This window comes from Paracoccus sanguinis, from assembly GCF_012689545.1.
Taxonomy (GTDB): Bacteria; Pseudomonadota; Alphaproteobacteria; order Rhodobacterales; family Rhodobacteraceae; genus Paracoccus; species Paracoccus panacisoli.
This window is the reverse complement of the sequence record NZ_CP051542.1, coordinates 677,421-704,363: the sequence shown is the minus strand read 5'-3', so window position 1 is coordinate 704,363 and position 26,943 is coordinate 677,421. Positions and strand designations below refer to the sequence as shown.

The 26,943-nt window shown below is 72.0% G+C and carries 26 protein-coding genes, 1 tRNA gene, 1 other RNA gene and 1 pseudogene; 21 read left to right on the top strand and 8 right to left on the bottom strand.

Features of this window, described 5'->3' with window-relative positions:
* Window positions 1-171: 171 nt before the first annotated feature.
* Complete coding sequence (locus HGN31_RS03360; RefSeq protein WP_168782329.1) at window positions 172-1,008, top strand: alpha/beta fold hydrolase; 837 nt, start codon at window positions 172-174, stop codon at window positions 1,006-1,008.
* Here HGN31_RS03360 and HGN31_RS03355 read toward each other — a convergent pair.
* Window positions 999-2,162 carry an alpha-hydroxy acid oxidase gene (locus tag HGN31_RS03355; RefSeq protein WP_168782328.1) on the bottom strand — a complete coding sequence of 388 codons (1,164 nt, stop codon included), beginning with the start codon at window positions 2,160-2,162 and terminating at the stop codon, window positions 999-1,001. The two genes, HGN31_RS03360 and HGN31_RS03355, sit on opposite strands and share 10 nt — an antisense overlap.
* A gap of 41 nt (window positions 2,163-2,203) precedes the next feature.
* Complete coding sequence (locus HGN31_RS03350; RefSeq protein WP_168782327.1) at window positions 2,204-2,731, bottom strand: hypothetical protein; 528 nt, start codon at window positions 2,729-2,731, stop codon at window positions 2,204-2,206.
* Window positions 2,732-3,061: 330 nt separating this feature from the next.
* On the opposite strand from HGN31_RS03350, the gene HGN31_RS03345 reads away from it, so the two are divergent.
* The 10 genes from HGN31_RS03345 to ribD all read left to right on the top strand — a co-directional run bounded on the left by HGN31_RS03345 (window position 3,062) and on the right by ribD (window position 12,677).
* Entirely contained in the window at window positions 3,062-3,661 is a 600-nt protein-coding gene (locus HGN31_RS03345; protein WP_036708884.1) for a TetR/AcrR family transcriptional regulator, read from the top strand.
* A 91-nt stretch (window positions 3,662-3,752) separates the two neighbouring features.
* A complete protein-coding gene (gene dnaG / locus HGN31_RS03340; protein ID WP_168782326.1) occupies window positions 3,753-5,642 on the top strand; it encodes a DNA primase in 1,890 nt (629 codons plus the stop codon).
* Between the two features lie 147 nt (window positions 5,643-5,789).
* Window positions 5,790-7,778 (top strand): RNA polymerase sigma factor RpoD, encoded by a 1,989-nt coding sequence (rpoD, locus tag HGN31_RS03335; RefSeq protein ID WP_168782325.1) that lies wholly within the window; start codon window positions 5,790-5,792, stop codon window positions 7,776-7,778.
* 10 nt (window positions 7,779-7,788) lie between these two features.
* Window positions 7,789-8,148, top strand: a complete 360-nt coding sequence (locus HGN31_RS03330) for a hypothetical protein (protein WP_168782324.1) — start codon at window positions 7,789-7,791, stop codon at window positions 8,146-8,148.
* 129 nt (window positions 8,149-8,277) lie between these two features.
* On the top strand, window positions 8,278-8,685 hold the full coding sequence (locus tag HGN31_RS03325) for a BLUF domain-containing protein (protein ID WP_168782323.1): 408 nt from the start codon (window positions 8,278-8,280) through the stop codon (window positions 8,683-8,685).
* Window positions 8,686-8,810: 125 nt separating this feature from the next.
* Complete coding sequence (locus tag HGN31_RS03320) at window positions 8,811-10,223, top strand: DNA recombination protein RmuC (protein WP_244961118.1); 1,413 nt, start codon at window positions 8,811-8,813, stop codon at window positions 10,221-10,223.
* A gap of 48 nt (window positions 10,224-10,271) precedes the next feature.
* Window positions 10,272-10,637: a hypothetical protein gene (locus HGN31_RS03315; RefSeq protein ID WP_168782322.1), complete on the top strand. Its 366-nt coding sequence runs from the start codon at window positions 10,272-10,274 to the stop codon at window positions 10,635-10,637.
* The gene (locus HGN31_RS03310; protein ID WP_168783787.1) at window positions 10,634-11,053 is read left to right on the top strand and encodes a secondary thiamine-phosphate synthase enzyme YjbQ; all 420 of its coding nucleotides are present in this window, start codon (window positions 10,634-10,636) and stop codon (window positions 11,051-11,053) included. Before HGN31_RS03315 ends, HGN31_RS03310 begins: the two co-directional genes overlap by 4 nt.
* A 110-nt stretch (window positions 11,054-11,163) precedes the next feature.
* Complete coding sequence (nrdR, locus tag HGN31_RS03305) at window positions 11,164-11,628, top strand: transcriptional regulator NrdR (RefSeq protein ID WP_036703784.1); 465 nt, start codon at window positions 11,164-11,166, stop codon at window positions 11,626-11,628.
* 65 nt (window positions 11,629-11,693) lie between these two features.
* The gene (gene ribD, locus HGN31_RS03300) at window positions 11,694-12,677 is read left to right on the top strand and encodes a bifunctional diaminohydroxyphosphoribosylaminopyrimidine deaminase/5-amino-6-(5-phosphoribosylamino)uracil reductase RibD (RefSeq protein ID WP_168783786.1); all 984 of its coding nucleotides are present in this window, start codon (window positions 11,694-11,696) and stop codon (window positions 12,675-12,677) included.
* Window positions 12,678-12,791: 114 nt separating this feature from the next.
* Here the strand turns inward: ribD and HGN31_RS16415 are convergent, their stop codons facing one another.
* From HGN31_RS16415 to HGN31_RS03285, 3 genes and pseudogenes are all read right to left on the bottom strand, one after another.
* Window positions 12,792-15,098 carry a capsular polysaccharide biosynthesis protein gene (locus tag HGN31_RS16415; RefSeq protein ID WP_244961116.1) on the bottom strand — a complete coding sequence of 769 codons (2,307 nt, stop codon included), beginning with the start codon at window positions 15,096-15,098 and terminating at the stop codon, window positions 12,792-12,794.
* A complete protein-coding gene (locus HGN31_RS03290; RefSeq protein ID WP_081962617.1) occupies window positions 15,088-16,263 on the bottom strand; it encodes a polysaccharide biosynthesis/export family protein in 1,176 nt (391 codons plus the stop codon). The genes HGN31_RS16415 and HGN31_RS03290 overlap by 11 nt, the downstream gene beginning before the upstream one ends.
* Before the next feature lie 93 nt (window positions 16,264-16,356).
* Window positions 16,357-17,645, bottom strand: a pseudogene (locus HGN31_RS03285) (capsule biosynthesis protein).
* Between the two features lie 386 nt (window positions 17,646-18,031).
* Here HGN31_RS03285 and HGN31_RS03280 point away from each other — a divergent pair.
* The 6 genes from HGN31_RS03280 (at window position 18,032) to HGN31_RS03255 (ending at window position 22,738) form a co-directional block, all read left to right on the top strand.
* Entirely contained in the window at window positions 18,032-18,625 is a 594-nt protein-coding gene (locus tag HGN31_RS03280; protein WP_168782321.1) for a riboflavin synthase, read from the top strand.
* 224 nt (window positions 18,626-18,849) lie between these two features.
* On the top strand, window positions 18,850-19,971 hold the full coding sequence (gene ribB / locus HGN31_RS03275) for a 3,4-dihydroxy-2-butanone-4-phosphate synthase (RefSeq protein WP_036708896.1): 1,122 nt from the start codon (window positions 18,850-18,852) through the stop codon (window positions 19,969-19,971).
* Window positions 19,971-20,540, top strand: a complete 570-nt coding sequence (locus HGN31_RS03270) for a 6,7-dimethyl-8-ribityllumazine synthase (RefSeq protein WP_168782320.1) — start codon at window positions 19,971-19,973, stop codon at window positions 20,538-20,540. The genes ribB and HGN31_RS03270 overlap by 1 nt, the downstream gene beginning before the upstream one ends.
* Window positions 20,537-21,007 (top strand): transcription antitermination factor NusB, encoded by a 471-nt coding sequence (gene nusB / locus HGN31_RS03265; protein WP_168782319.1) that lies wholly within the window; start codon window positions 20,537-20,539, stop codon window positions 21,005-21,007. The genes HGN31_RS03270 and nusB overlap by 4 nt, the downstream gene beginning before the upstream one ends.
* 119 nt (window positions 21,008-21,126) lie before the next feature.
* Window positions 21,127-21,441 carry a hypothetical protein gene (locus tag HGN31_RS03260; RefSeq protein ID WP_036704240.1) on the top strand — a complete coding sequence of 105 codons (315 nt, stop codon included), beginning with the start codon at window positions 21,127-21,129 and terminating at the stop codon, window positions 21,439-21,441.
* A gap of 343 nt (window positions 21,442-21,784) precedes the next feature.
* Window positions 21,785-22,738 (top strand): DUF481 domain-containing protein, encoded by a 954-nt coding sequence (locus HGN31_RS03255; protein ID WP_036704238.1) that lies wholly within the window; start codon window positions 21,785-21,787, stop codon window positions 22,736-22,738.
* 121 nt (window positions 22,739-22,859) lie between these two features.
* On the opposite strand, the gene ssrS is transcribed toward HGN31_RS03255, so the two are convergent.
* Window positions 22,860-23,018: non-coding RNA, 6S RNA (gene ssrS / locus HGN31_RS03250), on the bottom strand.
* 109 nt (window positions 23,019-23,127) lie between these two features.
* On the opposite strand from ssrS, the gene HGN31_RS03245 reads away from it, so the two are divergent.
* Window positions 23,128-23,604 carry an MmcB family DNA repair protein gene (locus HGN31_RS03245; protein ID WP_168782318.1) on the top strand — a complete coding sequence of 159 codons (477 nt, stop codon included), beginning with the start codon at window positions 23,128-23,130 and terminating at the stop codon, window positions 23,602-23,604.
* Window positions 23,605-23,608: 4 nt separating this feature from the next.
* Here the strand turns inward: HGN31_RS03245 and HGN31_RS03240 are convergent, their stop codons facing one another.
* On the bottom strand, window positions 23,609-23,839 hold the full coding sequence (locus HGN31_RS03240) for a DUF6324 family protein (protein WP_036708899.1): 231 nt from the start codon (window positions 23,837-23,839) through the stop codon (window positions 23,609-23,611).
* A 151-nt stretch (window positions 23,840-23,990) separates the two neighbouring features.
* On the opposite strand from HGN31_RS03240, the gene HGN31_RS03235 reads away from it, so the two are divergent.
* Window positions 23,991-24,067 (top strand) — tRNA-His (locus HGN31_RS03235).
* Between the two features lie 23 nt (window positions 24,068-24,090).
* Here HGN31_RS03235 and HGN31_RS03230 read toward each other — a convergent pair.
* The gene (locus tag HGN31_RS03230; RefSeq protein WP_168782317.1) at window positions 24,091-25,602 is read right to left on the bottom strand and encodes a phospholipase D-like domain-containing protein; all 1,512 of its coding nucleotides are present in this window, start codon (window positions 25,600-25,602) and stop codon (window positions 24,091-24,093) included.
* A 130-nt stretch (window positions 25,603-25,732) separates the two neighbouring features.
* Here HGN31_RS03230 and aroQ point away from each other — a divergent pair, with 130 nt between their 5' ends.
* Both aroQ and HGN31_RS03220 read left to right on the top strand, forming a co-directional pair.
* Window positions 25,733-26,176 (top strand): type II 3-dehydroquinate dehydratase, encoded by a 444-nt coding sequence (gene aroQ, locus HGN31_RS03225; protein ID WP_036708903.1) that lies wholly within the window; start codon window positions 25,733-25,735, stop codon window positions 26,174-26,176.
* On the top strand, window positions 26,173-26,937 hold the full coding sequence (locus HGN31_RS03220; protein ID WP_168782316.1) for a LamB/YcsF family protein: 765 nt from the start codon (window positions 26,173-26,175) through the stop codon (window positions 26,935-26,937). The genes aroQ and HGN31_RS03220 overlap by 4 nt, the downstream gene beginning before the upstream one ends.
* Window positions 26,938-26,943 lie beyond the last annotated feature (6 nt).

The window sequence follows — 26,943 nt, the reverse complement described above, 5'->3', positions numbered from 1 at the left end:
AACCGGCCGCCTCCAAGGGTGTCTTGGCCGGAAGCGGGGCCTATAGCGCAGGCCGGGCGGATTGAAAAGCGGCAACATCTCGGTGCGGGACGGCGAGGGTGGCCCCGGGGGAAACCGCGGCCCGGCGGGGGCGTTGGCTCGGCGAACCGACCAACGCGAAAGGGGAACGTCATGGCCTGGATCGAGACCGACGACGGGGTGGGGCTCTACACCAAGGACTGGGGGCAGGGACAGCCGGTTGTGCTGATCCACGGCTGGCCGCTCTCGGCCGATTCGTGGGAACATCAGGCCCGCGCGCTCGTCAAGGCGGGCTACCGCGTGGTCAGCTATGACCGCCGCGGCTTCGGCCGCTCGGACCAGCCGTTCGAGGGCTACGACTACGATACGCTCGCCGACGACCTGTCCGCGGTGATGGACGCGCTCGAGCTCGAGAACGCCACGCTCGTCGGCTTTTCGATGGGCGGCGGCGAAGTCGCCCGCTACATGAGCCGGCACGAGGGCAAGGGCGTCGCGCGGGTGGCGTTCCTCGCCTCGGTGGCGCCGGGGCTGCTCAAGTCCGCCGACAACCCCGACGGCGCGACGCCCGAGGTGCTCGACCAGATGAAGGCGGGGATGACGCAGGACCGCCCGGCGTTCTTCCAGAGCTTCCTCAAGGACTTCTACGGCGTGGGCACGTTCCGCCGCCCGGTCAGCCAGGCGGTCGTGGACTGGAGCTGGGGGATGGCGATGCAGGCGAGCCCGCTCGCCACCACCGCCTGCGTCGATGCCTTCGGCACCACCGACTTCACCGCCGACGTGGCCGCGATCACCTGCCCCGTGCTGATCATGCACGGCACCGCGGACGGGGCGGTGCCGCACACCGCTGCCGGATTGCGGCTGTCGAAGATGCTGCCGCAGGCGCGCTACATCGAACTCGACGGCGCCCCGCACGGCATCCTTGCGACCAACGCCGACGAGGTGAACGCGGCGCTGCTCGACTTCCTCGCGGAAGGCCAGGCTCAGGCGTAGTCCGTGGCCCAGTTGGCCGGCACCATGACATTGTGCCGGCCGACCTGCTTGATGTCGCGCTCGCCGCACAGCGCCATGGTGGTGTCCAGCTCCTTGCGGATCACCTCGAGCGCGGCGGTCACGCCTTTTTCGCCCATCGCCCCGAGCCCGTGGATGAAGGCCCGCCCGATCCACGTCGCATGGGCGCCGAGCGCAAGCGCCTTGAGCACGTCCTGCCCCGAGCGGATGCCCGAATCGAGGTGGATCTCGACCTGGTCGCCGACCGCCGCCACGATCTCGGGCAGCACCCGGATCGAGCTCAGCGCGCCGTCGAGCTGCCGCCCGCCGTGGTTCGACACCACGATGGCATCGGCGCCGAAATCGGCGGCGATGCGCGCGTCCTCGGCGTCAAGGATGCCCTTGAGGATCAGCTTGCCGCCCCAGAGATCGCGGATGCGGGCGATCTTCGTCCAGTCGAGCTGCGGGTCGAACTGCTCGGCGGTCCAGCTGGACAGGTTGGCGGTGTCGGTCACCCCCTTGGCGTGGCCGACGATGTTGCCGAAGAACCGCCGCTTGGTGCGCAGCATCTCGAGCCCCCAGCCCCACCGGGTCGCCAGATCGGCGATCGACGAGGGGGTCAGCTTCGGCGGCGCGCTGAGCCCGTTCTTGAGGTCCTTGTGCCGCTGCCCGAGGATCTGCAGGTCGAGCGTCAGCACCAGCGCCGAGCAGCCGGCGGCCTTGGCGCGGCCGATGATGCCTTCCAGAAACTCCTGATCCTTCATCACGTAAAGCTGGAACATGAAGGGTTTTTCGGTGTGCGCGGCCACGTCCTCGATCGAGCAGATCGACATGGTCGAAAGGCAGAAGGGCACGCCGAACTTCTCGGCCGCCCGCGCCGCCTTGATCTCGCCATCGGCCCGCTGCATCCCGGTCAGCCCCACGGGGGCGAGGCCCACCGGCATGGTGACGGGCAGCCCGACCATGTCCGAGGCCAAGGTGCGGCCCGACATGTCCACCGCCACCTTCTGGCGCAGGCGGATCTGGGCGAAGTCGGTGGTGTTCTCGCGGAAGGTTTGCTCGGTGTAGCTGCCCGACTCGGCGTAGTCGTAGAACATCCGCGGCGTGTGCGCCTTGTGCAGGCGCTTGAGGTCCTCGATGCAGGTGATGACGGGCATGGGCGAGGGCCTCCGGCTGGGGTGTTACGTTGCGTCGCGGTCTATCCGGGGTTGCAGCGCGCGGCAACGGGATCGGTCGTGCCGGGCGGACAGGGGGGCAGGGGGGCCGGGGTTGCGCCCACCGGCTGCTCCGAGAGCGCGCGGGCCCGCTCGCGCAGGGCGCGGACGCGGGCGGCGGTCTCGGGGTCTGCGGCTGGGTCGGTGGTGGCATCCGGCGCGGGGGCCGGGGCGTACGTGGTAGGCGACGCGCTCGCCGTACCCTGCGGCAGCTCTGTCGCGGCCAGCACCCCGGCCCGGCGCCGCAGCGCCGCGGCGCGGTCGCCGAGCGAGCCGGCGTCCGTTACCGGCCGGCGGGCCGCGTCGGCGCGGGCGGCCGCCTCGGCCCGGCGGGCGTCGAGCGCGGCCCCCACGGCGGCGGGGTCCGAGGCCGCCTCGGCGGCATGGGCGGGGATGGCGGGGGGCTGGTTCAGCTCGCTCAACGGCATGAGCCGGGGGTATTCGGCGGCATCCGGCTCGGCGCAGGCGGCCAGCAGCGGCAGGGCGAGGCAACAGGCGAGCGGGCGCAGCATCCGGCGAGGATAGCGCCGGGGCGGCCCGTGCGGAAGCCCCGGGGGTGAGGTGGGGGGGGGCGCGCCGTGCTGGTGTCGGACGTTCCATCGCGCAGGGCGCCATCATCGGTTTCGGACGTCATCGCGCGGCGCGCCCCGCCTCTGCCCCGCGCTTGCGCGCTCCGCCTCGCCGCGCTGGGAGAGCGCAGGCGGCCAGCCGGGTCACCCCTCATAGGCGGTTCCCATCGTCCCGAAGGACGACTGGGCCGCAGCCGGGGCAGCCCACCACCAACCCCCACACCCCGCCAGCCCAACCTTTCCCCACCCGCCGCTTTTCGCTACACCGCCGGGATGGCCCGCACCCAAGGCTCCCGCGCCGAGATCACCGGCCCGCTCGTCCGTCAGGCCGCGCGGCGGCTGTTTGCACGGCACGGCTACGGGGCGGTGACGATGCGCCAGATCGCCGCCGCCGTGGGGGTGCAGGCGGGCGCGCTCTACGCCTATACGCCCGACAAGCAGGCGCTGCTCGCGGACCTTTTGCGCGAGCATATGGAACTGCTGCTCGCCGCCTGGGCCGACAGCCATGACCACAGCCCCGACCGCAGCGCGCTGGAACGGCTCGAGCGGTTCGTGCGCTTTCACATCGCCTATTCGCTCGACCACCCCGACGAGGTGTTCCTGAGCTACATGGAACTGCGCAGCCTCACGCCCGAGAACCACGCCGCCATCGCCGCGCTGCGCGGCCGCTACGAGGACGCGCTGACCGGCATCCTGCGGGCCGGGGCGGTGTCGGGCGAGATGCGGCTCGACGATCCGCGGCTGGCGGCGATGGCGCTGATCGCCATGCTGACCGGGGTGACGAACTGGTACCGCGAGGGCGGGCGTCTGGACCGTGCGGCGCTCGCCGACCATTACTGGAGGCTTGCCCGCGGGGCGGTCGGCGCGGGATGATGGGCCCGCACCCACAACCTCAACTGCCCCCGCACCCACAACCTCACCTGCACCCGCACCCGCCCCTGGCCCTGCGCCCGAGACCGCCCGAATGAGCCTGCCGCCCGGATTCCTCGACGACTTGCGCGCCCGCGTCCCGATCAGCCGGATCGTGGGCCGGCGGGTGACGTGGGACCTGCGCAAGTCGAACCAGGCCAAGGGGGACTGGTGGGCGCCCTGTCCGTTCCATTCGGAAAAGACCGCGTCCTTCCACGTCGATGACCAGAAGGGCTTCTATTACTGCTTCGGCTGCCACGCCAAGGGCGACGCGGTGGGGTTCCTGCGCGAGGCCGAGGGGATGGGCTTCCTCGACGCCGTGGCGGTGCTGGCGTCCGAGGCCGGGGTGCCGATGCCCGAGCGCTCGCCGCGCGAGCAGGCGCAGACCGACCGCCGGGCCGAGCTGGTCGAGGTCATGGACCGCGCCCTGCGCTGGTTCCGCCTGCAGCTTCAGACCGGGGCGGGGGCGGCGGCGCGCGACTACCTCGCCGGGCGCGGGCTCGACGCGGGCACGCTCGACCGCTTCGAGATCGGCTTTGCCCCCGATCTGCGGCAGGGGCTGCTGCGGCACCTGACCGAGGCCGGCGTCCCCGAGGCGCAGGCGGTGGCGGCGGGGCTGGCGATCAAGCCCGACGACCGGGGCGCCGCCTATGACCGCTTCCGCGGCCGGATCATCTTTCCGATCCGCGACGCCCGCGGGCGCTGCATCTCGTTCGGCGGCCGGGCGATGGACCCGAACGCGCGGGCGAAATACCTCAACGGCCCCGAAACCGACCTCTTCGACAAGGGCCGCACGCTCTACAACCTCGGGCCCGCCCGCAGCGCCGTCGCCAAGGGCCAGCCGCTGGTGGTGGCCGAGGGCTACATGGACGTGATCGCGCTGGTGCGCGCGGGGATCGAGGGCGCTGTGGCGCCGCTCGGCACCGCCATCACCGAGGAACAACTGCGGCTGATGTGGCGCGTCTCGCCCGAGCCGGTGATCGCGCTCGACGGCGATGCGGCGGGGCTCAGGGCGGCGATGCGGCTCATCGACCTCGCGCTGCCGCTGACCGGGCCGGGGCAGGCGCTGCGCTTTGCGCTGCTTCCGCCGGGGCAGGACCCCGACGACCTGATCCGGGCCGGCGGGCCGGGGGCGATGCGCGCGGTGATCGAGGCCGCGCAGCCGCTCGTGGACCTGCTCTGGCGGCGCGAGACCGAGGGGCGCAGCTTCGACAGCCCCGAGCGCAAGGCGGCGCTCGACCGGGCGCTGGCGGCGGCGGTGGCGCTGATCCCCGACCCGGCGACGCGCGAGCACACCACCGCCGAGATCAAGCGCAAGCGCTGGGCGCTCTTCGCCCCCGCCCGCAGCCCCGGCGGCCGCTTCCAGCGCCGCGGCGAGCCGCCGCCGCCGCTGCCGCAGACCCGCGCCTCGACCCTGGTGGCGGCGGACCCCGGCGAGGGGCTGATCGAGGCGATGGTGCTCGCGCTCTGCGCCGCCCGCCCCGACCTCGTGGCCGAGGTCGAGGCGCGGCTGGAACGGCTCGAGCCCCCGGACCCGGGCCGCGCGGCGCTGGTCCACGACCTGCTCGCCGGGGCCGCCAGCGCCGCCGGGCGCGCCGCCCTTGACGCGATCATGGCCGATCCCCATGTCCGCTCGGCCCCTGCCATCGCCCACCCGGCCGAACACCCCGACGCCGCGCGGGCCATGCTGCTGAACGCGCTCGACCGGATCGAGGCCCACCGTGCCGCCCGCGACGAGATCGCCCGCGCCGAGGCCGAGATGGAGGGGCTGGTGGACGAGGGGCTGACCTGGCGGGTGAGCCAGTCGGCCCGCGCGCGCCAGCAGGCCGACCACCCCGACCTCGGGGGCGACAGCGGGGTGATGGGCGACCAGCGCGCGCTCGAGGAACAATTCGCGGCGGTGCGCGCCCAGGCCGAGGCGCTGATGCGCAACCGCCGCCGCTGAACGCCCCGCCCCGGCGGGCGCGAATCACAGGACCGAATCACCGCCGGGCCCGGCTTTGACCGGGCCCGGCGATTCGACTAGAACCGCCGGAAGGCCCGGCCTGATTCGGGCGCTGTTCCGAATCGCTCGCAAGAAGGACACGCCCGCATGGCCAAGGACGACGACGACAAGCCGGACGCCAAGGACGACGACCATTCGCTCGACATGAGCCAGGCCGCGGTCAAGCGCATGATCGCCGAGGCGCGCGAGCGCGGCTACATCACCTACGACCAGCTCAACACCGTCCTGCCGCCGGAACAGGTCTCGTCCGAGCAGATCGAGGACGTGATGTCGATGCTCTCGGAAATGGGCATCAACGTCATCGAGGACGAGGAGGCCGAAGAGGGCGAGCAGGGCGGCGCCGTGGTCCCCGCCTCGACCTCGCGCGAGGTTGCCGTCGCCACCACCGAGACCGAAAAGCTCGACCGCACCGACGACCCGGTGCGGATGTATCTGCGCGAGATGGGCTCGGTCGAGCTGCTCAGCCGCGAGGGCGAGATCGCCATCGCCAAGCGCATCGAGGCCGGCCGCAACACCATGATCGCCGGGCTCTGCGAGAGCCCGCTGACCTTCAAGGCCATCACCATGTGGCGGCAGGAGCTTCTGAACGAGGACATCCTGCTGCGCGACGTGATCGACCTCGAGACGACCTTCGGCCGCGCCATGGGCGACGAGGGCGAGGGCGACGCCGACCTGCCGGTGGACCTGCCGCTGGGCGAGACCGCGACCGAGACCGCCAAGCCCCAGTGGAGCGAGGGCGAGGTCGATGCCGACGGCAATCCGATGCGCCGCGACGACGCCGACGACGAGGACGACGAGGGCCAGAACCTGTCGCTCGCCGCGATGGAGGCAAGCCTCAAGCCGCGCGTCCTCGAGACGCTCGAGGCGATCGCGCGCGACTATGAGCAGCTGGCCGACATGCAGGACCAGCGGATGTCGGCGACGCTGAACGAGGACGAGAGCTTCTCGGCCCGCGACGAGGCCGCCTATCAGAAGCTGCGCTCCGAGATCGTCGGGCTGGTGAACGAGCTGCACCTGCACAACAACCGCATCGAGGCGCTGGTCGACCAGATCTACGGGATCAACCGCTCGATCGTGACCATCGACAGCGGCATGGTGAAGCTGGCCGACGCCGCCCGGATCAACCGGCGCGAGTTCATCGAGGCCTATCGCGGGTCCGAGCTGGACCCCGGCTGGATCGACCGGATGCGCGGCAACAAGGGCCGCGGCTGGCAGGCGCTGTTCGACAAGAACCTCGCCGGTGTCGAGAAGCTGCGCCACGACATGGCCCGCGTGGGCCAGCACGTCGGCGTGGACATCGAGGAGTTCCGCCGGATCGTGAACCAGGTCCAGCGCGGCGAGAAAGAGGCCCGCCAGGCCAAGAAGGAGATGGTCGAGGCGAACCTGCGGCTGGTGATCTCGATCGCCAAGAAATACACGAACCGCGGCCTGCAGTTCCTTGATCTCATTCAGGAAGGCAACATCGGCCTGATGAAGGCCGTGGACAAGTTCGAGTATCGGCGCGGCTACAAGTTCTCGACCTACGCGACCTGGTGGATCCGGCAGGCGATCACCCGCTCGATCGCCGATCAGGCCCGGACCATCCGCATCCCGGTCCACATGATCGAGACGATCAACAAGCTGGTCCGCACCTCGCGCCAGATGCTGCACGAGATCGGACGCGAGCCGACCCCCGAAGAGCTGGCCGAAAAGCTGCAGATGCCGCTCGAGAAGGTCCGCAAGGTGATGAAGATCGCCAAGGAGCCGATCAGCCTCGAAACCCCGATCGGGGACGAGGAGGACAGCCAGCTCGGCGATTTCATCGAGGACAAGAACGCCGTCCTGCCGCTCGACTCTGCCATTCAGGAGAACCTGAAGGAGACGACGACGCGGGTTCTGGCCAGCCTGACCCCGCGCGAAGAGCGGGTGCTGCGGATGCGCTTCGGCATCGGCATGAACACCGACCACACGCTGGAAGAGGTCGGCCAGCAGTTCAGCGTCACGCGCGAGCGCATCCGGCAGATCGAGGCCAAGGCGCTGCGGAAGCTCAAGCACCCGTCGCGGTCGCGCAAGCTGCGCTCGTTCCTCGATCAGTGAGGTCGGGGCGATGAGCGACGACTGGCTGGCGGCGGCCGAGGGCGTCTCGGACGGGGCGCGGGCGGCGTGGCGCGAGGTCGTCACCTGTCCGCTGCCCGAGGGCTTCTCGCGCGAGCTGACGAGCAAGGGGTTCATCGCCCACGACCTGCGCTTCCGGCGCGGCGAGGACTGGATGTTCTCGGCGGTGCTGAACGAGGGCTGGGTGCTCTGGTACGTCCGCCGCCCGGCGATCCGCGCGGGGCTGGTCGAGCCGCAGGCGATGCTGGCGCGCTTCCCCGACGCCCGCCTCAAGCCCGACGGAGAGCTGGCGTTGCGCCTGCACGACGGCGCAGCGGCGGCGGCGCTGACCGGCTGGTGCCTGCCGGCCTGACGCCGCGTCCCGTGCCGCGACGCAGGGGAAGGCATCAAATGTTGAGCCCCTCCCCATCTTCTTTCGCTGGGCCGGATCGTCTATCGCTGATCCTTGCGGGATCTCTCCGCCATATCAGGAGGATCCCCCATGCCGATCAGCTTCGTGCTCTACCGCAGCGAGACCCGGATGCCGCCGAACAGCGAGGCCTCGCGCCAGCTGCTCGAGACCGCGCGGCGGGTCAACGCCGAGCTGGACCTGACCGGCTTCCTGCATCACGAGGACGGGTTCTTCTACCAGTGGCTCGAGGGGGCGGCCGAACCGCTCGCCATGATCTGCGGGCGGATGGAGCGTGACCCGCGCCACACGAACCTGACCTATCTCTGGCGCGGGACGCAGGACCGGCGGCAGTTCGGCGGCTGGCGGATGGGCTATTCGACCTCGAGCGACAGTTCGCTGCTGACGTGGCTGGCCAACGACCCGGTGGCGCAGCGCGAAACCCGCGCCTACGCCAACACAATTCTGTCGTTCCTGCAGCACCGCCACGCCGGTCTCTGACAGGCGCTTGCGATTCGGGACCGAATCGCGAACACTGTCGGCAAACGGCGGCGGGTGCAAAACCTGCGCGCGAGGGCAGGGGCGGGTCGGCGGATGGACGACGGAACTGACGGGCAGGGCAGGGCGTGACCCGGGCCGAGGCGTGGCTCGCGTGGGCGGGTGACGGCTGGGCCGCGACTTGGCTGGCGGTGGCGGCCGGTGGCCTCGTGCTCGCCGTGCTTTGGGCCATGGCGCAGGGGCGCGGCCGGCGGCGGGCCGAGGCGGTGCTGACGCAGGCCCGCATCGCCGCGGCGGCGGCCGAGGCGCGGGCCGCCGCGCAGGGCGCCCGCCTCTCCGAGTTGACGGAAGAGCGAGACAACCTCGCCGACGCCCTTCACCGCGCCCGGCAGGAGAGCGCGGCGCTCGAACGGGCGCTCGACGCGGCCCGGCTGACCGCCGCCCGCGACGCCGAGATTGCCGCGCACGAGGCGCAGACGCTGCGCGCGCTGCGCGCCGAGATGGCCGACCAGTTCCGCCTGATGGCCGACGAGAGCCTGCGCCGGCAGGGCGCCGACCTCGAACGCGCCCACGCCGAGCGGCTGGCCGCGCTGCTGACCCCCTTCCGCGAGCAGGTGGCGCGGTTCCAGGACGAGGTGCAGGCGGGCCAGCGCGCGGGCGAGGCCGCGCAGGCGGCGCTGCGCACCCACATCGAGGGGCTGCACCAGCGCTCTGAGCAGATCGGCCGCGATGCGGTGGCGCTGACCCGCGCGCTCAGGGGCGACAAGCAGCGGCAGGGGGCGTGGGGCGAGATGATCCTCGCCCAGGTGCTCGACGCCGCGGGGCTGGTTTCGGGGCAGCACTACCGCACCCAGACCGGCACCACGGATGCCGAGGGGCGCCGCTGGCGGCCCGACGTCGTGGTGACGATGCCGGGCGGGCGGTCGCTGGTGATCGACGCTAAATGCTCGCTCAACGCCTATGCCGACGCGGCGGGGGCCGAGGACGACGCCACCCGCACCGCCGCCCTGCGCCGCCATGTCGCCGCGATCCGCGCCCATGTGGCCGAGCTCTCGTCCCGCGCGTACCAGTCGCTCGACGCCGAGGGGGTGGATTACGTCCTGATGTTCCTGCCGGTCGAGGGCGCCTTCGCCGAGGCGCTGCGGGTCGAGCCACGGCTGACCGCCGAGGCGCTCGAGCGGCGGGTCGGGATCGCCACCCCCTCGACGCTGATGCTGGCGCTGAAGACCGTCGAGCACCTCTGGACCGTCGAGCGGCGCGAGCGCGGTGCGGCCGAGATCGCCGCCCGCGCCGGGATGCTCTACGACAAGCTCGCGGGCGTGGTGGCGGCGCTGGACGAGGCGGGCGGCGCGCTTGACGCCGCTGCCCGCGCCCATGCGGCGGCGGTGGGGCGGCTCTCGCGCGGGCCGGGCAACGTCGTGCGGCAGGCCGAACTGCTGCGCGAACTCGGCGCGCGGACGACCCGGCGGATCGAGCTGGCGCATGACCGCGACGAGGGCGGGGCCGGGGCCGCCCGCGACCCGGAACTCGCCGCCGAGTAGGGAACCTCGCGCCCCCGCGCACATTGGGTCCTAGACACAGGAGGACCCATGACCGACACGACCCAGCCCGCGACCGCCCTGACCGACTTCCAGAAATCCGTGCTGATCGCGCTGGTGCGAAGCCGCCTGTCCGGCGACGGGCCGCATTATCTCACCTACGACGACCTCGCGCAGCAGCTCGGCAGCGCCGCGCAGCCGGTCGCGGGCGCGCTGACGGCGGTCGGGAACTGGCTGCGTGCCCACGCGCTGCCTGATCTGGGCAGCATCGTCATCTCGTCCGAGAATGCCGCGAAGCACGTGATGCTCCCCGCCGACGAGGCGCTTTCGTCCTATGGCGGCGAGGCCGGCGCGCGGGCCGAGGCCGACCGGGTGCGGGACTTCGACTGGCAAGGCTGGCTCGACGCGGGACGCTGACCCTGATCGAGGTCCGCACGGCGGGGCCCGGCAGCCATGAGATCACCGGCCGGATCGGGGACTGGCTGACGGGGATCGGTGCCGCGGATGGCATTCTGACGGCTTTCGTGCGGCACACATCCTGTTCCCTGCTGGTGCAGGAGAACGCCGACCCCGACGTGCAGCGCGACCTGCTCGCCTGGCTCGATCGGCTGGTGCCGCCCGCCACCGACCCGGCGATGGCGTTCCTGACCCATACCCTCGAGGGGCCGGACGACATGCCTGCCCATCTCAAGGCTGCGCTCCTCCCGGTCAGCCTCTCGATCCCGGTCGAGCGCGGCCGGCTGCTGCTCGGACGCTGGCAGGGGGTTTTCCTCGTCGAGCATCGCCGCGCCCCGCATCGGCGCGAGGTCGCGCTGGCGTTCCAGCCGCTATAGCTTTCCCGCCACAGCCGGCAAAACCGCATCTTGTGGCCCGAATCAGGCGCTACCCAAAGCCTCGCGCTCATGTATAGTCGCGGCGTCTGGCAACGACCGAGGGTCCATCCATGCGCTGTCCGTTCTGCGGAAACGTCGATACGCAGGTCAAGGACTCGCGCCCGGCCGAGGATAACGTCGCCATCCGCCGCCGCCGCTTCTGCCCCGCCTGCGGCGGGCGCTTCACCACCTACGAACGGGTGCAGCTGCGCGATCTGGTGGTCATCAAGTCGAGCGGCCGGCGCGAGGATTTCGACCGCGACAAGCTCGCGCGCTCGATCCGCATCGCCATGCAGAAGCGCCCGGTCGAGGCCGAGCGGCTCGACCAGCTGATCTCGGGCATCGTCCGCCGCCTCGAAAGCATGGGCGAGACCGACATCTCCTCGAAGGTGATCGGCGAGATCGTGATGGAGACGCTGGCCCGCATCGACACCGTGGGCTACGTCCGTTTTGCGAGCGTCTACAAGAACTTCCAGGCCGCGGACGACTTTGACCGTTTCGTCAGCGAGCTGCGGCCGAACACCCCCGACGAGTGAGCGCGGCCAGTCCCCTGCGGGACGGACGCGAAGGCCCGATGCGCGATCCGACCGACCTTGCCCACATGGACCACGCCCTGCGGCTGGCGGCGCGGGGCCTAGGCAACGTGTGGCCCAACCCTGCGGTCGGATGCGTGATCGTCAACGCCGGCCGCGTCGTCGGCCGCGGCTGGACCCAGCCGGGCGGGCGTCCGCACGCCGAGCGCATGGCGCTCGACCAGGCCGGGGCGGCGGCGCGCGGGTCCACGGCCTATGTCACGCTCGAGCCCTGCGCCCATCACGGCCGCACCCCGCCCTGCGCCGAGGCGCTGGTGCAGGCCGGCGTCGCGCGGGTGGTGTCGAGCCTCACGGATCCCGATCCGCGGGTCGCCGGTCGCGGCCACGCGATCCTGCGCGCGGCGGGCGTCGAGGTGGTCGAGGGGGTCCGCGCCGAGGCCGCGGCGGCGCTGCAGCGCGGGTTCCTGACGCGGGTCACGCAGGGGCGGCCGATGGTGACGCTGAAGCTCGCCACCAGCTTCGACGGCCGCATCGCCACGGCGGCGGGCGAAAGCCGCTGGATCACTGGCCCGGCCGCGCGCCGCCATGTCCACCTGCTGCGGCTGACCCATGACGCGGTGATGGTGGGGGCGGGGACGGCGCGGGCCGACCGCCCGGCGCTGAACGTGGGCGGCTTCGGCGCGGTGCGCCAGCCGGTGCGGGTGGTGATCGCGGGCGCCCCGATCCCGGCGCTGCCGCCTGAGGATGACGCGCACGGCCCGCTGTGGGTGCTGCCCGGCCCGCTGCCCGAGGCGCTGGCCGAGCTGGGTCGCCGCGGGATCACGCGGGTGTTCTGCGAGGGCGGCGGGCAGCTCGCGGCGGCGCTGCTGGCGGCGGGGCTGGTCGACGAGCTCGCGGGCTATACGGCGGGGGTGGTGCTGGGCGCCGACGGCCGGGCGGCGGTGGGGCCGCTGGGGCTCGGCGCGCTGGCCGACGCCCCGCGCTTCCGGCTGGTCGAGACGCGGGCGCTGGGCGGGGACGTCTTCCACCGCTGGGTCCGCGACCTCATGTGAGGCGGACTTAACTGCGGATTCACCCGTCGCGGGCAGTCTCGGGCCATGACGCGATTCGCAGGGATAGGGTGGCTGGCGAGGGTCTGGCGCTGGGTAGCGGTGGTGGCCGCCCGGCTAGCGCCAGAGCCAGCTGTGCCCGGCCAGCGCCCCCTGGACCTTGGCGAGCAACCGCAGCCGCCGGTCCTGCGGGGCCACGGCGTCGTCGGCCAGCCGGTCCAGCGCGACCTCGACAGGGCAGGGCAGGCCGCTGACCGGATCGCGGTAGCGCGGATAGGCGATCAGCGCCGCGTGGACGAGCGTCGGCAGATCGACCCGCGCCCGCCGCCGCGCGGGCACCGGGCCGAGATCGCAGGTCAGCCCCCACCCGGCGTAGAACGGCGCGCCGAGGGTGGTGACCGGCTTGCCGCGCAGCAGCGCCTCGAACCCCAGCGTCGAAGTGATGGTCCAGACCGTATCCACCGCGTCGATCAGCTCCGCCGCGGGCGCATGGGCCGCGGTTACATCGGCCAGCCCGGCGAGGTCGGGCGCGGCGATGCCGCCGGGGCGCAGCCCGGCCTCGACATCCGGGTGCGGCTTCCAGACGATCAGCGCCTGCGGGTTCTCGGCCCGGACGCGGCGCAGCAGGGAGAGATTGGTGCGCTCAGCCCCCGCGCCGAGCCGGATCGAGGCGTCGTCCTCGACCTGTCCCGGCACGAGGATGCGCACGCGACCGTCACTTGGCAGCTCAGGCAGGGCGCCTGCGAGGTTGTACTTGGTGACCCCAGCGGCCCGCAGCCGGTCGATCAGCGCCGCGGCGCGCGCCGACCCGCCCGGCGGCAGCGGGGTCGCGATCAGCCGCTCGAGCCGGCTTTCGCGGGTCGGGTCGTAGTAGATCCCGAGGTCGTCAGCGACCAGCGACAGCGGCGGCACGAGGGCCGCGCCAAGGCCGCGCGAGCGCAGGAAGCCGTCCTCGACGCGAGCGAGAGTAGCGCGGAAGCTGGGTGGGGCTGGCGGGATACCGGCTGGCGCAGCGCCGGTGCTGGTAGCACGGGGATGAGAGACCTGTTGGATATCGGGGGTGGTGACGGGTTCGCCCGGCTCAAGCAGCGGGACCGAGGGGTGCAGCATGTGGTCCGCTGTCCCCCCCGTGCGCGGCATCCGCCGCGGTTTTGGGCCGGGTGGATGTGGGGCACCGGCCTCAACCGCCCGCCTCGCCGACGCCTGCTCCGCTGCCCGCGTCATTTGGGGCGATGGCGGGCTCGCAGTCTGCCCCTCCCGCGCCACCTCATCCGCCCGGATGGCCCAGACCAGCGTCACCTTGTCCGACGGCCGGCGGGTGAAGCGAACGCCCGCGCCTTCGCCGAACATCGCGGCGATGGCGGGCCGCTTCCAGAGCCGCATCCCGTAGGCCAGATGCCCGTCGCGGTCGAAGGCATAGGCGCGCGCCTCGGCCTCGATCTGCCGCAGCGCCCCCTCGAAATCCGTCAGCCGGTCGCGGCAGGGGTCGTACCAGACCGGCGCGAGCAGGTGGCTCGCGGCAAAGAGCGTCTCGACCGTCGCGCGGCCCCTGCGGCGGGGCAGCGGCGTCTCGTCGTCGCTGAGCCCCCAGCCGGCGTAGAACGGCTGTCCGAAAAGCCGGGGCCGGTGACCGGCCAGCAGCGCCTCGTAACCCATCTGCGAACTGACGGCGTAGACGGCGCGCGCGTTGGCGACCAGCGCCCATGGCGACACGGGGCTGGCGTCGAGCGTCTCGCCCCCGCGCAGGTCGCACGCGCCGAGGTGGCCGGGACGGTGACCCGCCGCCGTCTCGGGGTGGCTGCGCACCACGACCCGGGCGCCGGGATGTTCGTCCCGCGCCGCGGTGAGCATCCGCAGGAACGTCTCGCGCCCCGCCCCCGTCAGCGAGGCGTCGCCGCGTGTCTGGTCGACCACGAGGACATAGCCCGGCGCCGGTGCCGGCGTGCCGGGGCGGTGGGCGTTGTACTTGGAAAGCCCCGCCGCCTGCAGGCGGGCGAGGGCCTCGCGTGCCTCGGCCGCGCGCGCCGCAGCCTCGGGCGAGGCGGCAAGCGTCTCGATCCACGAGGGGGTGGCGGGGTCGAAATGCAGCCCCTCGGGGTCGATCAGCAGCCCGATGGGGCCGCGCCGCCCGATCCGCGAGCGGTCGCGGCCGGGCAGGACCGAGCGCAGGAACGCATCCTCGACCGTTACCACCGGAACGCCTGTCCGCGCCGCGAGCGCCCGGCCGCGCCAGGCGGTCGGGCTTGCCCCCCACACCCCCACGGCGTCACCGGGGCCGGGACGGCCCACGGCCAGTTGCCATCCCGCGAGCGCGAGGATGCGGCGGACGCGGGGGCCGGTGAAGAACCCCGCGTTCAGAACGAAGAGACGCCGCGGCGGGGGGGCCGCGGCGTCGTCAGGCTCCGGTTCCGGCTCAGTTGGCAAGCGATTCGAGCGACCGCGCGCTACCCGCCGCGCCGGTGATGGCGCCGAGGGTCTTCTGCCACTGCACATAGGGCGCCTCGGTCACATAGACCGTGTCGCCGTCGCGGATCATGAAGTCGCGGGCGAGGAACAACCCGTTCGGCCGCGTCAGGTCGAGCACATAGGCCATCCGCTGGTCGCCGTAGACGTCCTGGCCCAGAACCCGGCGGGCGACCGACATCGGCTCGTCGCGCAGGATGAAGACGCCGGTCGGGTCGGCCAGGTTGGTGCTGAGGCCGCCGACCATGGCGATCGCCTCCATCGCGCTGATCTCTTCGGACCCGAGCGGCACCTTGGTCTGGCCGCCGAGCGCGCCCATCGCGGTGAAGCTGCGCTGGTCCTCTTCGACCAGGATCACGTCGCCGGGGCGCAGCGCCACGTCGTAGCGCGGGTTGGCGTAGAGGTCGCGCAGCCACACCTTGCCGGTGTTGCGGCCGCGCTTGACGGTGACGACCGCCACCTCGGCGTCGATGGTCACGCCGCCGGCGCGCGCGAGCATCGCCGAGAGGGTGCGGGTCGGCCGCTCGATCGGGAACACCCCCTGACCGCCGACCTTGCCCATCACCGACACGGTCGCGCCGTCGCCCGCCACGCGGGTCACGGTCACCTGCGGGTCGGGCGTCTGCTGCTCGAGCCGCGAGGTGATGATCTGGCGCAGACGGTCGGGCGAGTTCCCCGCCGCCTTCACCCGCCCGGCATAGGGCACGAAGATATAGCCGGCGCTGTCCACCTGAAGCTGCTGCAGGTTGGTGTTCGACTGCCCGAGCGAGGCGAGCAGCCCGTCGTCGACGTTTTCCCAGATCGTCAGGCCGAGCACGTCGCCCGGCCGGATCTCGTCGGCACCGACCGAGGCGGCCGAGGTGAAGTCCGACCCGAAGCCATAGGCGGGGGTGAAGTTCGCCGCCCGCGCCACGTGGTCGTTGACGTAGATGATGTGGGTGTTGCCGCCGCGTTCGACGGCGCCCTGGAAGATCTCGTTCTTGTTGGGTCCCGAGCGCGGCAGCCCGCAGCCCGCCAGCAGCGCCACCGAGACGAGCGCGGTGGCCAGCACGGTCAGGCGCCTGCGGGGCGCGCCGGCTCGAGGGGTAAAGCTCAGGTCAACCACGAAAACGTCTCCTGTCCACATGGGCGGCATGGCGCCGCCTCGTCGTTGCCGGCGACACTATCGCGTCGCGGAGGTCAATTCCATCCGCCTCTGCCGTCCGGCATGGGCGGGGCATCATTCATCAGCCATCTGTTGCCGGTTCGCCGCGCGCCCGCTTTCCAGCGCCGCATACGGGTCGTCGGGGTCGAGCATCATGTCCACCACCAGCCGCAGCGCGTGGGCGCGCGAGAGCGCCGCATAGAACCCCCCGGCACCTGGCAGGTGTCCATCAGGTAGTTGCGGTAGTGCTTGTAGAGCCGCCGGTCGGGCGGGTCGGGGTGGCGCAGGAAATCCTCGAGCGGCTGGTCCGAGACGAGGCCCGGCTTGCAGTAGACCGCCCGCCCCATCGCCTTGACCGGCAGGCCGCGCCACAGCGCCTGCTGGGCGGCGGTCGAGTTGATCGTGACCACCGCACGGGCCTGCGAGAGCAGCCCGGCGAGCTTGCCGCCCTGCACGAGGTGCACCCGGTGGGCGATGCCGAGCTTGCCCGCCTGCTCGCGGATCACCTGATCGAGGGCCGCGCGCCCATCCTCGAGCGGGTGCGACTTGAAGACGATGTGGTGATGGCCGGGCGCGGCGCGGGCAAAGGCGGTCAGCACCTCGGCGGTGAACTCGGCCATGCGGCGATAGGGCGAGTGGGCGAGAAAGCTCGAATCATGTTCGAGCTGCATCAGCACCAGCGCATAGGGGAAGCCGCGCGACTGGATGCGCCGCGCCTGCACCCGGCGGCGCAGCGCATGGACCGGCGAGAGCAGCAGCCGGCGCAGGTTCAGCCGGAACTCGCGCCCCAGCGGCACCTCGCGGTGCGAGGCGAAGCCGGGATAGCGGCGGTTCGCGGTCAGCACGAGGAAATGATAGAGCGCGCCGTAGAACTTGTGCTCGCGCATGTCGCCCCAATGCGCGGGCGGGCGGTTCACGTCGTCGCCGAAGTCGCGCTGCGCCGCAATCATCCGGTCGAGCCCGATCTGCATCAGCGCCGAATGGCCGTTCGAGCCGCCGCGCTCGTAGCTGATCCAGTAGGGGCGCAAGTAGCCCTCTTCGAAGACGTGCAGGACGAGGCCGCGATCGGCCGCCGCCGCCCGCGCGGCGGCGTGGATGGGGCGCACGTCGCCGTACAGCACGATGTCGGTCACCCCGAGCCGGTCGATCAGCGCGTCGAGATGGGCCGGCCAGTCCTCGGGGCTGTCGCGATGGGGGATGTAGTGGTCGTGGTCGCGCCAAAAGAACGCATCCCCGGCGTTGAAGCCCACGCGCCACACCTGCGCCCCGCTGTCGCGGAGCAGCCGGCCGAGCCGGTCGAAGAACGGCCCGTGCGGGCCTTGCAGCAGCAGGAACACCCGCTGGCCCGCGGGCTGCGCCGCCACGGGGGCGGGGGCCGGGACCGCGGACGCCGGCTCGACCCCGGGGCGCGGGGCAGGGGCGCGGGCAGGGTCGGCCCCCGCGCGCGGCGCGAAGAAGCTGGCGGTCATGCGCGCAACCAGGAAAAGCGGCGTGAAACAGAAACTCGAATCGTCATGCCCCCGCGGGCCGAAAGAGGCGCGTCGTGCCGGCAAGGATCATGCCGCAGGGCGGGACGGGTCAAGGTGACGTTTTGCACAATTGGACTGAACCGCCCCCGCCGCAGCCGGCGTCCGGCGGCTCAGGGTCCGGCACGGCGCCCGCGGCCCCTTGTCTCCGGCCCCCTCCGACCCCATCGTCTGGACGCCCCGTGCCGTTGCGGGCGCGCGGGGTGCGAGCGAAGGACTGCGTCATGTTTACCGGAATCATCACCGACATCGGCCGCGTCGTGGACGCCGAGGCCCGCGGCGACCTGCGCGCCCGCATCGCCACGACGTATGACCTGTCCACGGTCGACCTGGGGGCCTCGATCGCCTGCGACGGCGTCTGCCTGACGGTCGTGGACAAGGGCCCCGACTGGTTCGCGGTCGATGTGTCGGCCGAAACGCTCGACAAGACCAATATCGGCGCCCAAGGCTGGACCCCGGACCAGCGCCTGAACCTCGAGCGGGCGCTGCGGGTCGGGGACGAACTCGGCGGGCACATCGTCTCGGGTCACGTGGACGGAGTGGCGCGGATCGTCGCCGCCCGCCCCGAGGGCGACAGCCTGCGCCTGACGCTCGAGGCGCCGGCGCATCTGGCGCGGTTCATCGCGCCGAAAGGCTCGGTCGCGCTGAACGGCACCTCGCTCACGGTGAACGAGGTCGAGGGCAACCGCTTCGGCGTCAACCTGATCCCCCACACCCAGTCGGTCACGACCTGGGGCGGGGTGCGCGAGGGCGATCTCGTGAACCTCGAGATCGACACGCTGGCGCGCTATGTGGCGCGGCTGGCCGAGGCGGGGTGATCCTGCCCGCACCGCGCGGGTGGCGGGCGTCGCCGGGTATCCGGGCCAGAGAGAAGCGGGCGCAACCGCGCCGCGGCGCCCTTCCGTTGCGTCAGCGGCGCATCGGGGCGGTCCGCGCCGGTCTGGCGTCACGGCCTTTCCCCCGGCGCGCCCTTTCACCCGCCTTGTTCCTGCGCTAAGTCGCGCGGATGCAGCACGCCCCACCAACGGCCGCGGACAGAGCCATGCAGTATGAACAGCCCGGACCCGTCGAGCGGGACTGGTCCGATGCCATCTCGGGCATCGAGGAGATCATCGAGGACGCCCGCAACGGCCGGATGTTCGTGCTGGTCGATCACGAGGACCGCGAGAACGAGGGCGACCTCGTCATCCCCGCGCAGATGGCGACGCCCGACGCGATCAACTTCATGGCCACCCACGGGCGCGGGCTGATCTGCCTGGCGCTGCCCGCGGCGCGCATCGACGCGCTCGGGCTGCCGCTGATGAGCCCCAAGAACTCCTCGCGCCACGAGACGGCCTTCACGCTGTCGATCGAGGCGCGCGAGGGGGTGACGACCGGCATCTCGGCCCATGACCGGGCGCGCACCGTCTCGGTCGCCATCGACCCGACCAAGGGCGCGGCCGACATCGCCACGCCGGGCCATGTTTTCCCGCTGCGCGCCCGCGACGGCGGGGTGCTGGTCCGCGCCGGCCACACCGAGGCGGCCGTGGACATCGCCCGCCTCGCCGGGCTGAACCCCGCAGGCGTCATCTGCGAGATCATGCGCGACGACGGCAGCATGGCGCGGTTGCCGGACCTCGTGGCCTTCGCCCAGAAGCACGGGCTGAAGATCGGCACCATCAGCGACCTGATCGCCTATCGTCGCCGCCACGACAATCTGATCGCCGAGCGTGACCAGCGCACCGTCACCGCCCATGGCGGCGAGTGGACCATGCGTGTCTTCGCCGACGAGACCCAAGGCGCCGAGCACATCGTGCTGAGCATGGGCGACCTGACCGCCCCCGGCCCGGTGCTGGTGCGGATGCACGCGCTCGACCCCCTGCACGACGTGCTGGGCGTGAGCCGCGAGCGGGCGGGCGACCTGCCTGCCGCGATGCGCCTGATCGCCGCCGAGGGGCGCGGCGTGGTGGTGCTGCTGCGCGACCTCTCGCCGCTGTTGCCGCGGCCGGGCGAGGCCTCGCCGCACACGCTGCGCCAGTACGGGCTCGGGGCGCAGATCCTCTCGGCGCTGGGGCTGTCGGACCTGGTGCTGCTCACCAACTCGGCGCCGCTGAAGGTCGTGGGGCTCGACGCCTATGGCCTGACGATCCAGTCCACCCGCCCGATTCCGCAGGACGCAAGCTGATGGCCGCGCTGACCGAACACTCCACCCTGCCGCTGCCGCGGTTCGATGCGCCGGTGCGGCTGCTGATCGTCGTGGCGCCCTATTACCGGGCCATCGCCGACGCGCTGATCGCCGGCGCGCGCCGCACCGCCGAGGCGGCGGGCGCCAGCGTCGATCTGGTCGAGGTGCCCGGCGCGCTCGAAATCCCGGCCGCCGTGGCGATGGCCGGGCGGCTGGCGAACTACGACGGGTTCGTGGCGCTCGGCTGCGTGATCCGCGGCGAGACGACGCATTACGACACGGTCTGCAATGACAGCTCGCGCGGGCTGACGCTGCTCGGCCTGCAGGGGCTCTGCCTCGGCAACGGCATCCTGACCGTCGAGACGATGGAGCAGGCGGTGGTCCGCGCCGACCCCGAGGGACAGGACAAGGGCGGCGGGGCGGCCGCCGCGGCGCTGCACCTGATCGCGCTGCAACGCCGCTGGGCGGGCGCGGGACGCGCCGGCGCACCGGGGCGCGACGACCGGCCGGACGTGATCCGGCTGGCCGGCGCGCTCGACGGCGTGTCGGACGCGGAGGGACGGGCATGAGCCGGCCGAGCGGGTCCGAACGCCGGGCACTCAGCGGCGCGGCGCGGCTTTACGCCGTGCAGGCGCTCTTTCAGATGGAGGCCGCCGACCAGTCCGCCGACCGCGTCGCGCGCGAGTTCCGCGACTGGCGGATCGCCACCGAGTACGAAGAGGGCACGACGCCCGAGGCCGACGAGACGCTGTTCGCGGCGATCCTCGACGCTGTGGTCGAGCGGCAGGCCCGGATCGACCAGATGACCGACCGGGCGCTGGTGGCGAAATGGCCGATCGCGCGCATCGACCCGGTGCTGCGGGCGCTGTTTCGGGCCGCGGGGGCCGAGCTGGTCACCGGCCTGACCCCGCCGCGGGTGGTGATCTCGGAATACGTGGCCATCGCCGACGCCTTCTTCCCCGACGGGCGCGAGATCCGCTTCGTCAATGCGGTGCTCGACCAGATGGCGCGCGAGGCGCAGCCGGACACGTTCTGACGCTGGCCGGGGGCGCGACGCCCCCGCGCCTTGCTCCGCGCCCCGCCCCGCGCCTTGCGTTGCCGGGTGACAGCGCCGCGGGCGGGGTATAGGCTGGGCTTCAGCCAAGGAGCCGCGCCATGCCCGAACTCGTGCATCTCTACATCCGCAACATCCTGCTGGGCGGGGTGCTTGCGCTGGTCTTCACCGTCGCGCTGGTGGCGCTGGACGTCGCCGGGCTGCGCCACCTGACGCTCGAGACCTCGGGCGGCTGGCTCGCGCTGGTGATGCTGGTCGTGTTCAACACCATCCTCTTCGCGGGCGTGCAGTTCGGCATCGCGGTCATGCGCATGGCCGAGCCCGAGGACGGCCCGCGCGGCGGCACCCGCGCCCCGGTCGTGCGGGGCGAGCCGGTGCGCGTCAGCGCCACGGCCGGCGGTCGCGCGCACCGCTGAGCTACGGCCGCGGGGCGGCGACGGCCGGCTCCGGTACGTCCCTTCCGGGTTGTGTGGGTTTTGCAACAGTTTTGCACGGTCATGCCTTTTGCGGCTCGCAATCGTGAGCAGAGCGTGAGCCGGCCACTCCCTTTCCGCGTCACGATTTCTTCAACCATTGCATGCCTCAAGCGAGCCATGAGATTTTTGCCGTAGCTTGGGCGCCTCGGTTTCCTCACCTGCCTTCACGTTCCCGTGAACCGCATCCGGTCCCGCGCGAAGGTTCAATCCCCCGGCCCGCGTCCCTACCTCACTCTCACAAGCGGTCGCACCGGCGACCCTGACTTTGGAATGAGAGGATGACATGACCAAGTTTGCCCTGTTCACCAGCGCCTCCGCCCTTGCCGTGATGCTGGGCGCCCCGGCCTTCGCGCAGACGGAAATCTCGACCGGCGCCAACGTCGCTGGCGTGACCCAGGTCGATGACCGCATCACCGACGTCGAAGACGCCGTCCGTGACGACTTCGCCCGGTCGAACGACCCGGCCCGCTTCGGCCCGGCCGACCGCCGCACCGGCACCTTCGGCTCGGTTGCGCTGACCTATGCCGGCCGCACCGGCAACACCGAGAACCAGGACTTCAACCTCGCTGGCCGCCTGTCGCACAACCAGGGCCCGTTCCAGCAGTCGGTCGGCATCCTGCTCGAGTACAGCGAAGATGACAACGGCGAGACCGACACCAAGAAGACCTCGGTCATCTACGACGGCAACTACTACTTCAACGACCAGTTCTACGCCTTCGCGCTCGGCCGCGTGACCACCGACGGTCTCGCCGACGACTACGACGACCTGAACCTGGCGGACGACGACGATCTCGCGACCTACCGCGACATGGACCGCCGTCTGAAGCGTGATGCGTTCCTGGGCTTCGGTCCCGGCTACCGCATCATCAACAACGACACGACCGCGTGGCGCGTGCAGGCTGGTGTGGGCATCCGCTACACCCAGACCGTCAACACCGTGAACGACGACGGTTCGCTGCGTGCGCGCACCTCGGACAACCTGGATTCGAACACCGGGACCGGCTACATCGTGTCGTCGCGCTTCTACCACAAGTTCAACGACCAGATGTTCCTGACCAACGACACGGACTATCTGACCTCGGAAGACTCGCCCGCGACGGCGACCAACGAGCTGGGTCTGAACTTCAAGATGTCGGACGCCTTCTCGACCCGCGTGTCCTACAAGACCGAGTACGTCGAGGATCGTGCGATCCGCACCGACAACACCCTGGGTGTGTCGCTGGTGTACGGCTTCTGATCGGCTTCCCTCTGATCGAAGCTCTCTGGGGAAGGGGCGGCCGCGAGGCTGCCCCTTTTTCCATGCGCAGGCGGCGGGTGCCGCGTGGCGCTTGGGACGGGATGACGAGGGGGGAAGGGTGGCGGGAACCGCAGCAACCGTGCCGACACAGGTTTTCCCGAAAGCCTGGAGTACCAGGTGGGCGCCGGGTAACGTGACCAGGGCCACGCCAGAGCCAGCTCCCATCGAGAAATTATAGGCCAGTGGAAAAAATGGCCGATCACGAGAAGAGCAGAAACCCGCCAAGGGGATAGCTAGGGATCGGCGCGGGGTTCCGCAAGACCGACCGCGTGCCACCGTGCCGCGGCGGCGCGCTTGCAGGATGTTTCCGGTTCGTTCATGCTTGGGGGATGAAGGACGCGCCCGATCCCGCCCCGATCCCCGACCTGCCGCCGATGCCCGGTCAGCGGCTGGCGCGCGGCGTCGCGCGGATGCTCGTCGGCATGGGCCACGCGCCGCTCTGCGAGTTCGTGCCCGCGGGCGGGCTGCGGGTGGACGTGATCTCGGTCGCGCCCTCGGGCGAGATCTGGGTGATCGAGTGCAAGAGCTGCCGCGCCGACTTTGCCGCCGACCACAAGTGGCAGGGCTACCTCGACTGGTGCGACCGCTTCTTTTGGGCCACCGACTGCGAGTTTCCGACCGAGCTTCTGCCCGACGGCTCGGGGCTGATCGTCGCGGATGCCTATGGGGCCGAGATGACCCGGATGGCGCCCGAGGCCCGGCTCGCGCCCGCGCGCCGGGCGCGAATCCTGCGCGACATCGCCCGGGTCGCGGCCTGCCGGCTCATCCGCAGCACCGACCCCGACGCCTTCGCCGAGATCGGCTGAGCGGTCAGCGGCGGGCGGGCGGCTTGCCCTTGCGGCCCGCGCCCTTGCCGGCGCCGATCTCGCGCGCGGCCTCGACCGCGGCGAGCAGTTCCTCGGCGATCTCGGCCGCCTCGTCCGGCTCGAAGTCGAGCGGCAGGTCGATGCCGTCGCCCTCCACATAGATGCGGACCATGCCGAGGTCGGTCGGCCCGATCTGAAGGTTGGCGGCCAGGTCGCTTTCGCTGTTGATGCCCATCGCGGCGATCCCTTCTCAGTGGCGCATCTGTGGCGCGGTTGCCTTCGGTCTAGCGGCGCGGGTCGCCCCTCACAAGCCGCAGGGTTCGGTGGCGGAACGCGGCACGAAGCCCTTGCATCGCCGCGCGCGGGGGGCTATCCCGTCGCCCTGTGCCGCCTTAGCTCAGTTGGTCAGAGCGCTGGATTGTGGATCCAGAGGTCCCCCGTTCAAGCCGGGGAGGCGGTACCATCTCCCCCCCCTTCTCCTAGTGTTCACGCGCGGTCGCCGTCCCGCCGTTGGCCGGCACGCCGCCACAGCACGATCCCCGCGACGGCGGCGAGCCCGAGCGCCAGCCCCACGTGGCGGCCGTTGATTCCGAGCCGCGCCTCGGCGCTGCGCCGATAGCGCGGGTCGAAGAACCGCGTCCGCGACAGGAAGGCGCCGAGCACGCCGGGGTCGCGCGGCTCGATGGGCCGCAGCCGACCCTCGGTGTTCAGGGCCTCGAGCGCGGCGATCATGCCGCCCGCGGCGCGGACCTCGTCTGGCGTGCGGCCCAGCAGCTCGGCCAGCCGCTCGTCGCGGATGGCAGCGATGCGGGCGCGCTCGGCGTCGGTGGTCGCCAGCAGCGCCACGTCGGCCTCGGTATCGAAGCCCATCGAGCGGCGGTCGAGGTTCGACGAGCCGACCTTGAGCAGCCGGTCGTCGGCGATCAGCAGCTTGGCGTGGACATAGACCGCCTCGCCGCCTGCGTTGACGGGATAGAGCAGGCGGAAGCGCCCGTGCCGGTCCACCGCCTGCAGCTTGCGCATCAACATGCTGCGGGTGACGTGCATCGCGGCGTCCTCGACGGCGTTCTGGGCGGCGTCGGGGTTGATGACCACCACCTCGGGCCCGTCCGGCTCGGCCAGCCGGGCGGCAATGGCGGCGGCGATGCCGTCGGCCGCGAAATACTGCGATTCGAGGTAGATCGTCCTCTCCGCGGCCCGGATCGCGTCGAGGTGCAGCTGCTCGATCTCGGTCACGATGGGCGTGTCGTGCTCGGGCGGCTGGGTGCGGGCGATGGCGACCTCGCCCCCCTCAAAATCCGGGGTCACGCCGGGGGGCCACAGGGCCTCGGCGTCGGCGCCCCGGGCGGTCTCGTTCATCGGGCCGTCGTCGGCCCGGTCCCACCGGGCGCGCGCGAGTTCGCCCAGTGCCACGGCCGCCGGGCCCGTCATCACCGCCGACATGTCATGCCACGGCTGCGCAATCTCGCCCGAGCGCAGCTGGCGGCGCGGGTCGCCCGCCGCGTGCTCGGGGGTGTCCCAGCGCCCGGCGGTCACGTCGATCCCGCCGCAGAACGCCAGCGCGTCGTCGATCACCACGATCTTCTGGTGATGGCAGGCCCCGATGGGGTGGCGCCCGTCGAAGGCGAGGTGGATGTTCTCGGGCGACAGGATCCAAGTCCGCAGCGCCGGCAGCAGCCGCCCCGGCGCGATCAGCGCCCCGCCGCTCCACTTCAGCAGATAGATGTCGAGGTTCGGCCGCCGCTCGACCAGCGCCTCCAGGAAGGGGCCCACGGCATTGGGCAGCCCGTCCGGGGCGTTCCCGTCCGCGTCGCTCTCGCCCGGCAGCATCTCGAGCTCGAAGTCGAAGTCCCAGCCGATCATCACCGCCATCTCGCGCGCTTCGCTCAGCGCGTGGCGCAGGGCGCGGAAATAGTCGTTGCCGTCCACGATCAGCGCGAAGCGGTCGGCGCGGGCGGTCTGCCAGCAGTTGCGGTCGGGGGAGAATTGGAAATCCATGCAAAACCATCCGGGTGGGGTCGGGCTCAACCCCCGCACCCGCGCCCGGTTCCGGGCGGGTTCCGGGCGGGCGAGGGGGTTGACCCGCCCCGGCCCGTCGCGCCCTATGGGCGGCGAAAGGCAGGCCCTGATGCGCAAGATTGTCGAGATCCTGAACGGACCCAACCTGAACCTGCTGGGCCAGCGCCAGCCCGAGATCTACGGCCACGAGACGCTTGCCGACGTCGAGGCCGCCTGCACCGCGCTCGCCACCGAACTGGGCCTCGCGGCGCGCTTCCGGCAGTCGAACCACGAGGGCGCGCTGATCGACTGGATCCACGCCGCGCGCGATGACGCCGCGGCGATCGTCATCAACCCCGCCGCCTTCACCCACACCTCGGTCGCCATCCTCGACGCGCTCAAGGCCTTTGACGGGCCGGTGATCGAGGTCCACATCTCGAACGTCCACCAGCGCGAGGCCTTTCGCCACCACTCCTACGTCAGCCTGCGGGCCGATGGCGTGATCGCGGGCTGCGGGACGCAGGGCTATCTGCTGGCGCTGCGTCGGGTGGCGCAGCTGGTCGGGGGGGCATGATGCGCATCGACCTCAACTCGGACCTGGGCGAGAGCTTCGGCCCCTGGGCCATGGGCGACGACCCGGCGATGCTGGACATCGTGACCAGCGCCAACGTCGCCGCCGGCGGCCATGCGAGCGACCCCGAGACGATGTTCCGCACCCTTGGCCTCGCCGCCGCGCGCGGCGTGGTGGTGGGGGCGCACCCCGGCTATCCCGACCGCGAGGGGTTCGGCCGCCGGGTGATCCCGATGCCGCCGGCCGAGATCGGGCGCATGGTCGCGGCCCAGGTCGGGGCGCTGTCGGCGCTGGCGCAGATGGCCGGGACGGAGGTGCGCTATGTCAAGCCGCACGGCGCGCTCGGCAACCTCGCCGCCGCCGACGCCGAGGTGGCCCGCGCCATCGCCGCGGCCGTGGGCGCGCTCGCGCCGCGCCTCGCGCTGCTCGCCATCTCGGGGACGGCGCTGGAGCACGCGGCCCGCGCCGCGGGGGTCGAGGTGTTCTCTGAGATCTTCGCCGACCGCGCCTATCTGGCGGACGGACAGCTCGTCCCGCGCAGCCGTCCCGGCGCGGTGCTGCACGACCCCGACGCCATCGCCGACCGGCTGGTGCGGTTCCTCGACTCCCGCGAGATGCCGGTCCTCGACGGGGGCACGGTGCGGCTCGACGCGCATTCGATCTGCGTCCACGGCGACACGCCCGGCGCCGTCGCCATCGCCCGGGCGGTGCGCGACCGGCTGACCGGCGCGGGCGTGACGCTCGCCCCGTTCCTGACCGCCTGACGCCGC

Excerpts from the sequence above, each read along its gene's own strand:
- HGN31_RS03345 (WP_036708884.1), top strand. The coding sequence starts at position 3,062 with ATGGCCCGCACCCAAGGCTCCCGCGCCGAGATCACCGGCCCGCTCGTC.
- HGN31_RS03350 (WP_168782327.1), bottom strand. The coding sequence starts at position 2,731 with ATGCTGCGCCCGCTCGCCTGTTGCCTCGCCCTGCCGCTGCTGGCCGCC.
- HGN31_RS03220 (WP_168782316.1), top strand. The coding sequence starts at position 26,173 with ATGATGCGCATCGACCTCAACTCGGACCTGGGCGAGAGCTTCGGCCCC.
- HGN31_RS03290 (WP_081962617.1), bottom strand. The coding sequence starts at position 16,263 with ATGTGGACAGGAGACGTTTTCGTGGTTGACCTGAGCTTTACCCCTCGA.
- HGN31_RS03280 (WP_168782321.1), top strand. The coding sequence starts at position 18,032 with ATGTTTACCGGAATCATCACCGACATCGGCCGCGTCGTGGACGCCGAG.
- HGN31_RS03360 (WP_168782329.1), top strand. The coding sequence starts at position 172 with ATGGCCTGGATCGAGACCGACGACGGGGTGGGGCTCTACACCAAGGAC.
- ribD (WP_168783786.1), top strand. The coding sequence starts at position 11,694 with ATGGACCACGCCCTGCGGCTGGCGGCGCGGGGCCTAGGCAACGTGTGG.
- rpoD (WP_168782325.1), top strand. The coding sequence starts at position 5,790 with ATGGCCAAGGACGACGACGACAAGCCGGACGCCAAGGACGACGACCAT.
- HGN31_RS03240 (WP_036708899.1), bottom strand. The coding sequence starts at position 23,839 with ATGGGCATCAACAGCGAAAGCGACCTGGCCGCCAACCTTCAGATCGGG.
- HGN31_RS03325 (WP_168782323.1), top strand. The coding sequence starts at position 8,278 with ATGCCGATCAGCTTCGTGCTCTACCGCAGCGAGACCCGGATGCCGCCG.
- aroQ (WP_036708903.1), top strand. The coding sequence starts at position 25,733 with ATGCGCAAGATTGTCGAGATCCTGAACGGACCCAACCTGAACCTGCTG.
- ribB (WP_036708896.1), top strand. The coding sequence starts at position 18,850 with ATGCAGTATGAACAGCCCGGACCCGTCGAGCGGGACTGGTCCGATGCC.
- HGN31_RS03355 (WP_168782328.1), bottom strand. The coding sequence starts at position 2,162 with ATGCCCGTCATCACCTGCATCGAGGACCTCAAGCGCCTGCACAAGGCG.
- HGN31_RS03315 (WP_168782322.1), top strand. The coding sequence starts at position 10,272 with ATGACCGACACGACCCAGCCCGCGACCGCCCTGACCGACTTCCAGAAA.
- HGN31_RS03230 (WP_168782317.1), bottom strand. The coding sequence starts at position 25,602 with ATGGATTTCCAATTCTCCCCCGACCGCAACTGCTGGCAGACCGCCCGC.
- nusB (WP_168782319.1), top strand. The coding sequence starts at position 20,537 with ATGAGCCGGCCGAGCGGGTCCGAACGCCGGGCACTCAGCGGCGCGGCG.
- HGN31_RS03260 (WP_036704240.1), top strand. The coding sequence starts at position 21,127 with ATGCCCGAACTCGTGCATCTCTACATCCGCAACATCCTGCTGGGCGGG.
- nrdR (WP_036703784.1), top strand. The coding sequence starts at position 11,164 with ATGCGCTGTCCGTTCTGCGGAAACGTCGATACGCAGGTCAAGGACTCG.
- dnaG (WP_168782326.1), top strand. The coding sequence starts at position 3,753 with ATGAGCCTGCCGCCCGGATTCCTCGACGACTTGCGCGCCCGCGTCCCG.
- HGN31_RS03270 (WP_168782320.1), top strand. The coding sequence starts at position 19,971 with ATGGCCGCGCTGACCGAACACTCCACCCTGCCGCTGCCGCGGTTCGAT.
- HGN31_RS03255 (WP_036704238.1), top strand. The coding sequence starts at position 21,785 with ATGACCAAGTTTGCCCTGTTCACCAGCGCCTCCGCCCTTGCCGTGATG.
- HGN31_RS03330 (WP_168782324.1), top strand. The coding sequence starts at position 7,789 with ATGAGCGACGACTGGCTGGCGGCGGCCGAGGGCGTCTCGGACGGGGCG.
- HGN31_RS03245 (WP_168782318.1), top strand. The coding sequence starts at position 23,128 with ATGAAGGACGCGCCCGATCCCGCCCCGATCCCCGACCTGCCGCCGATG.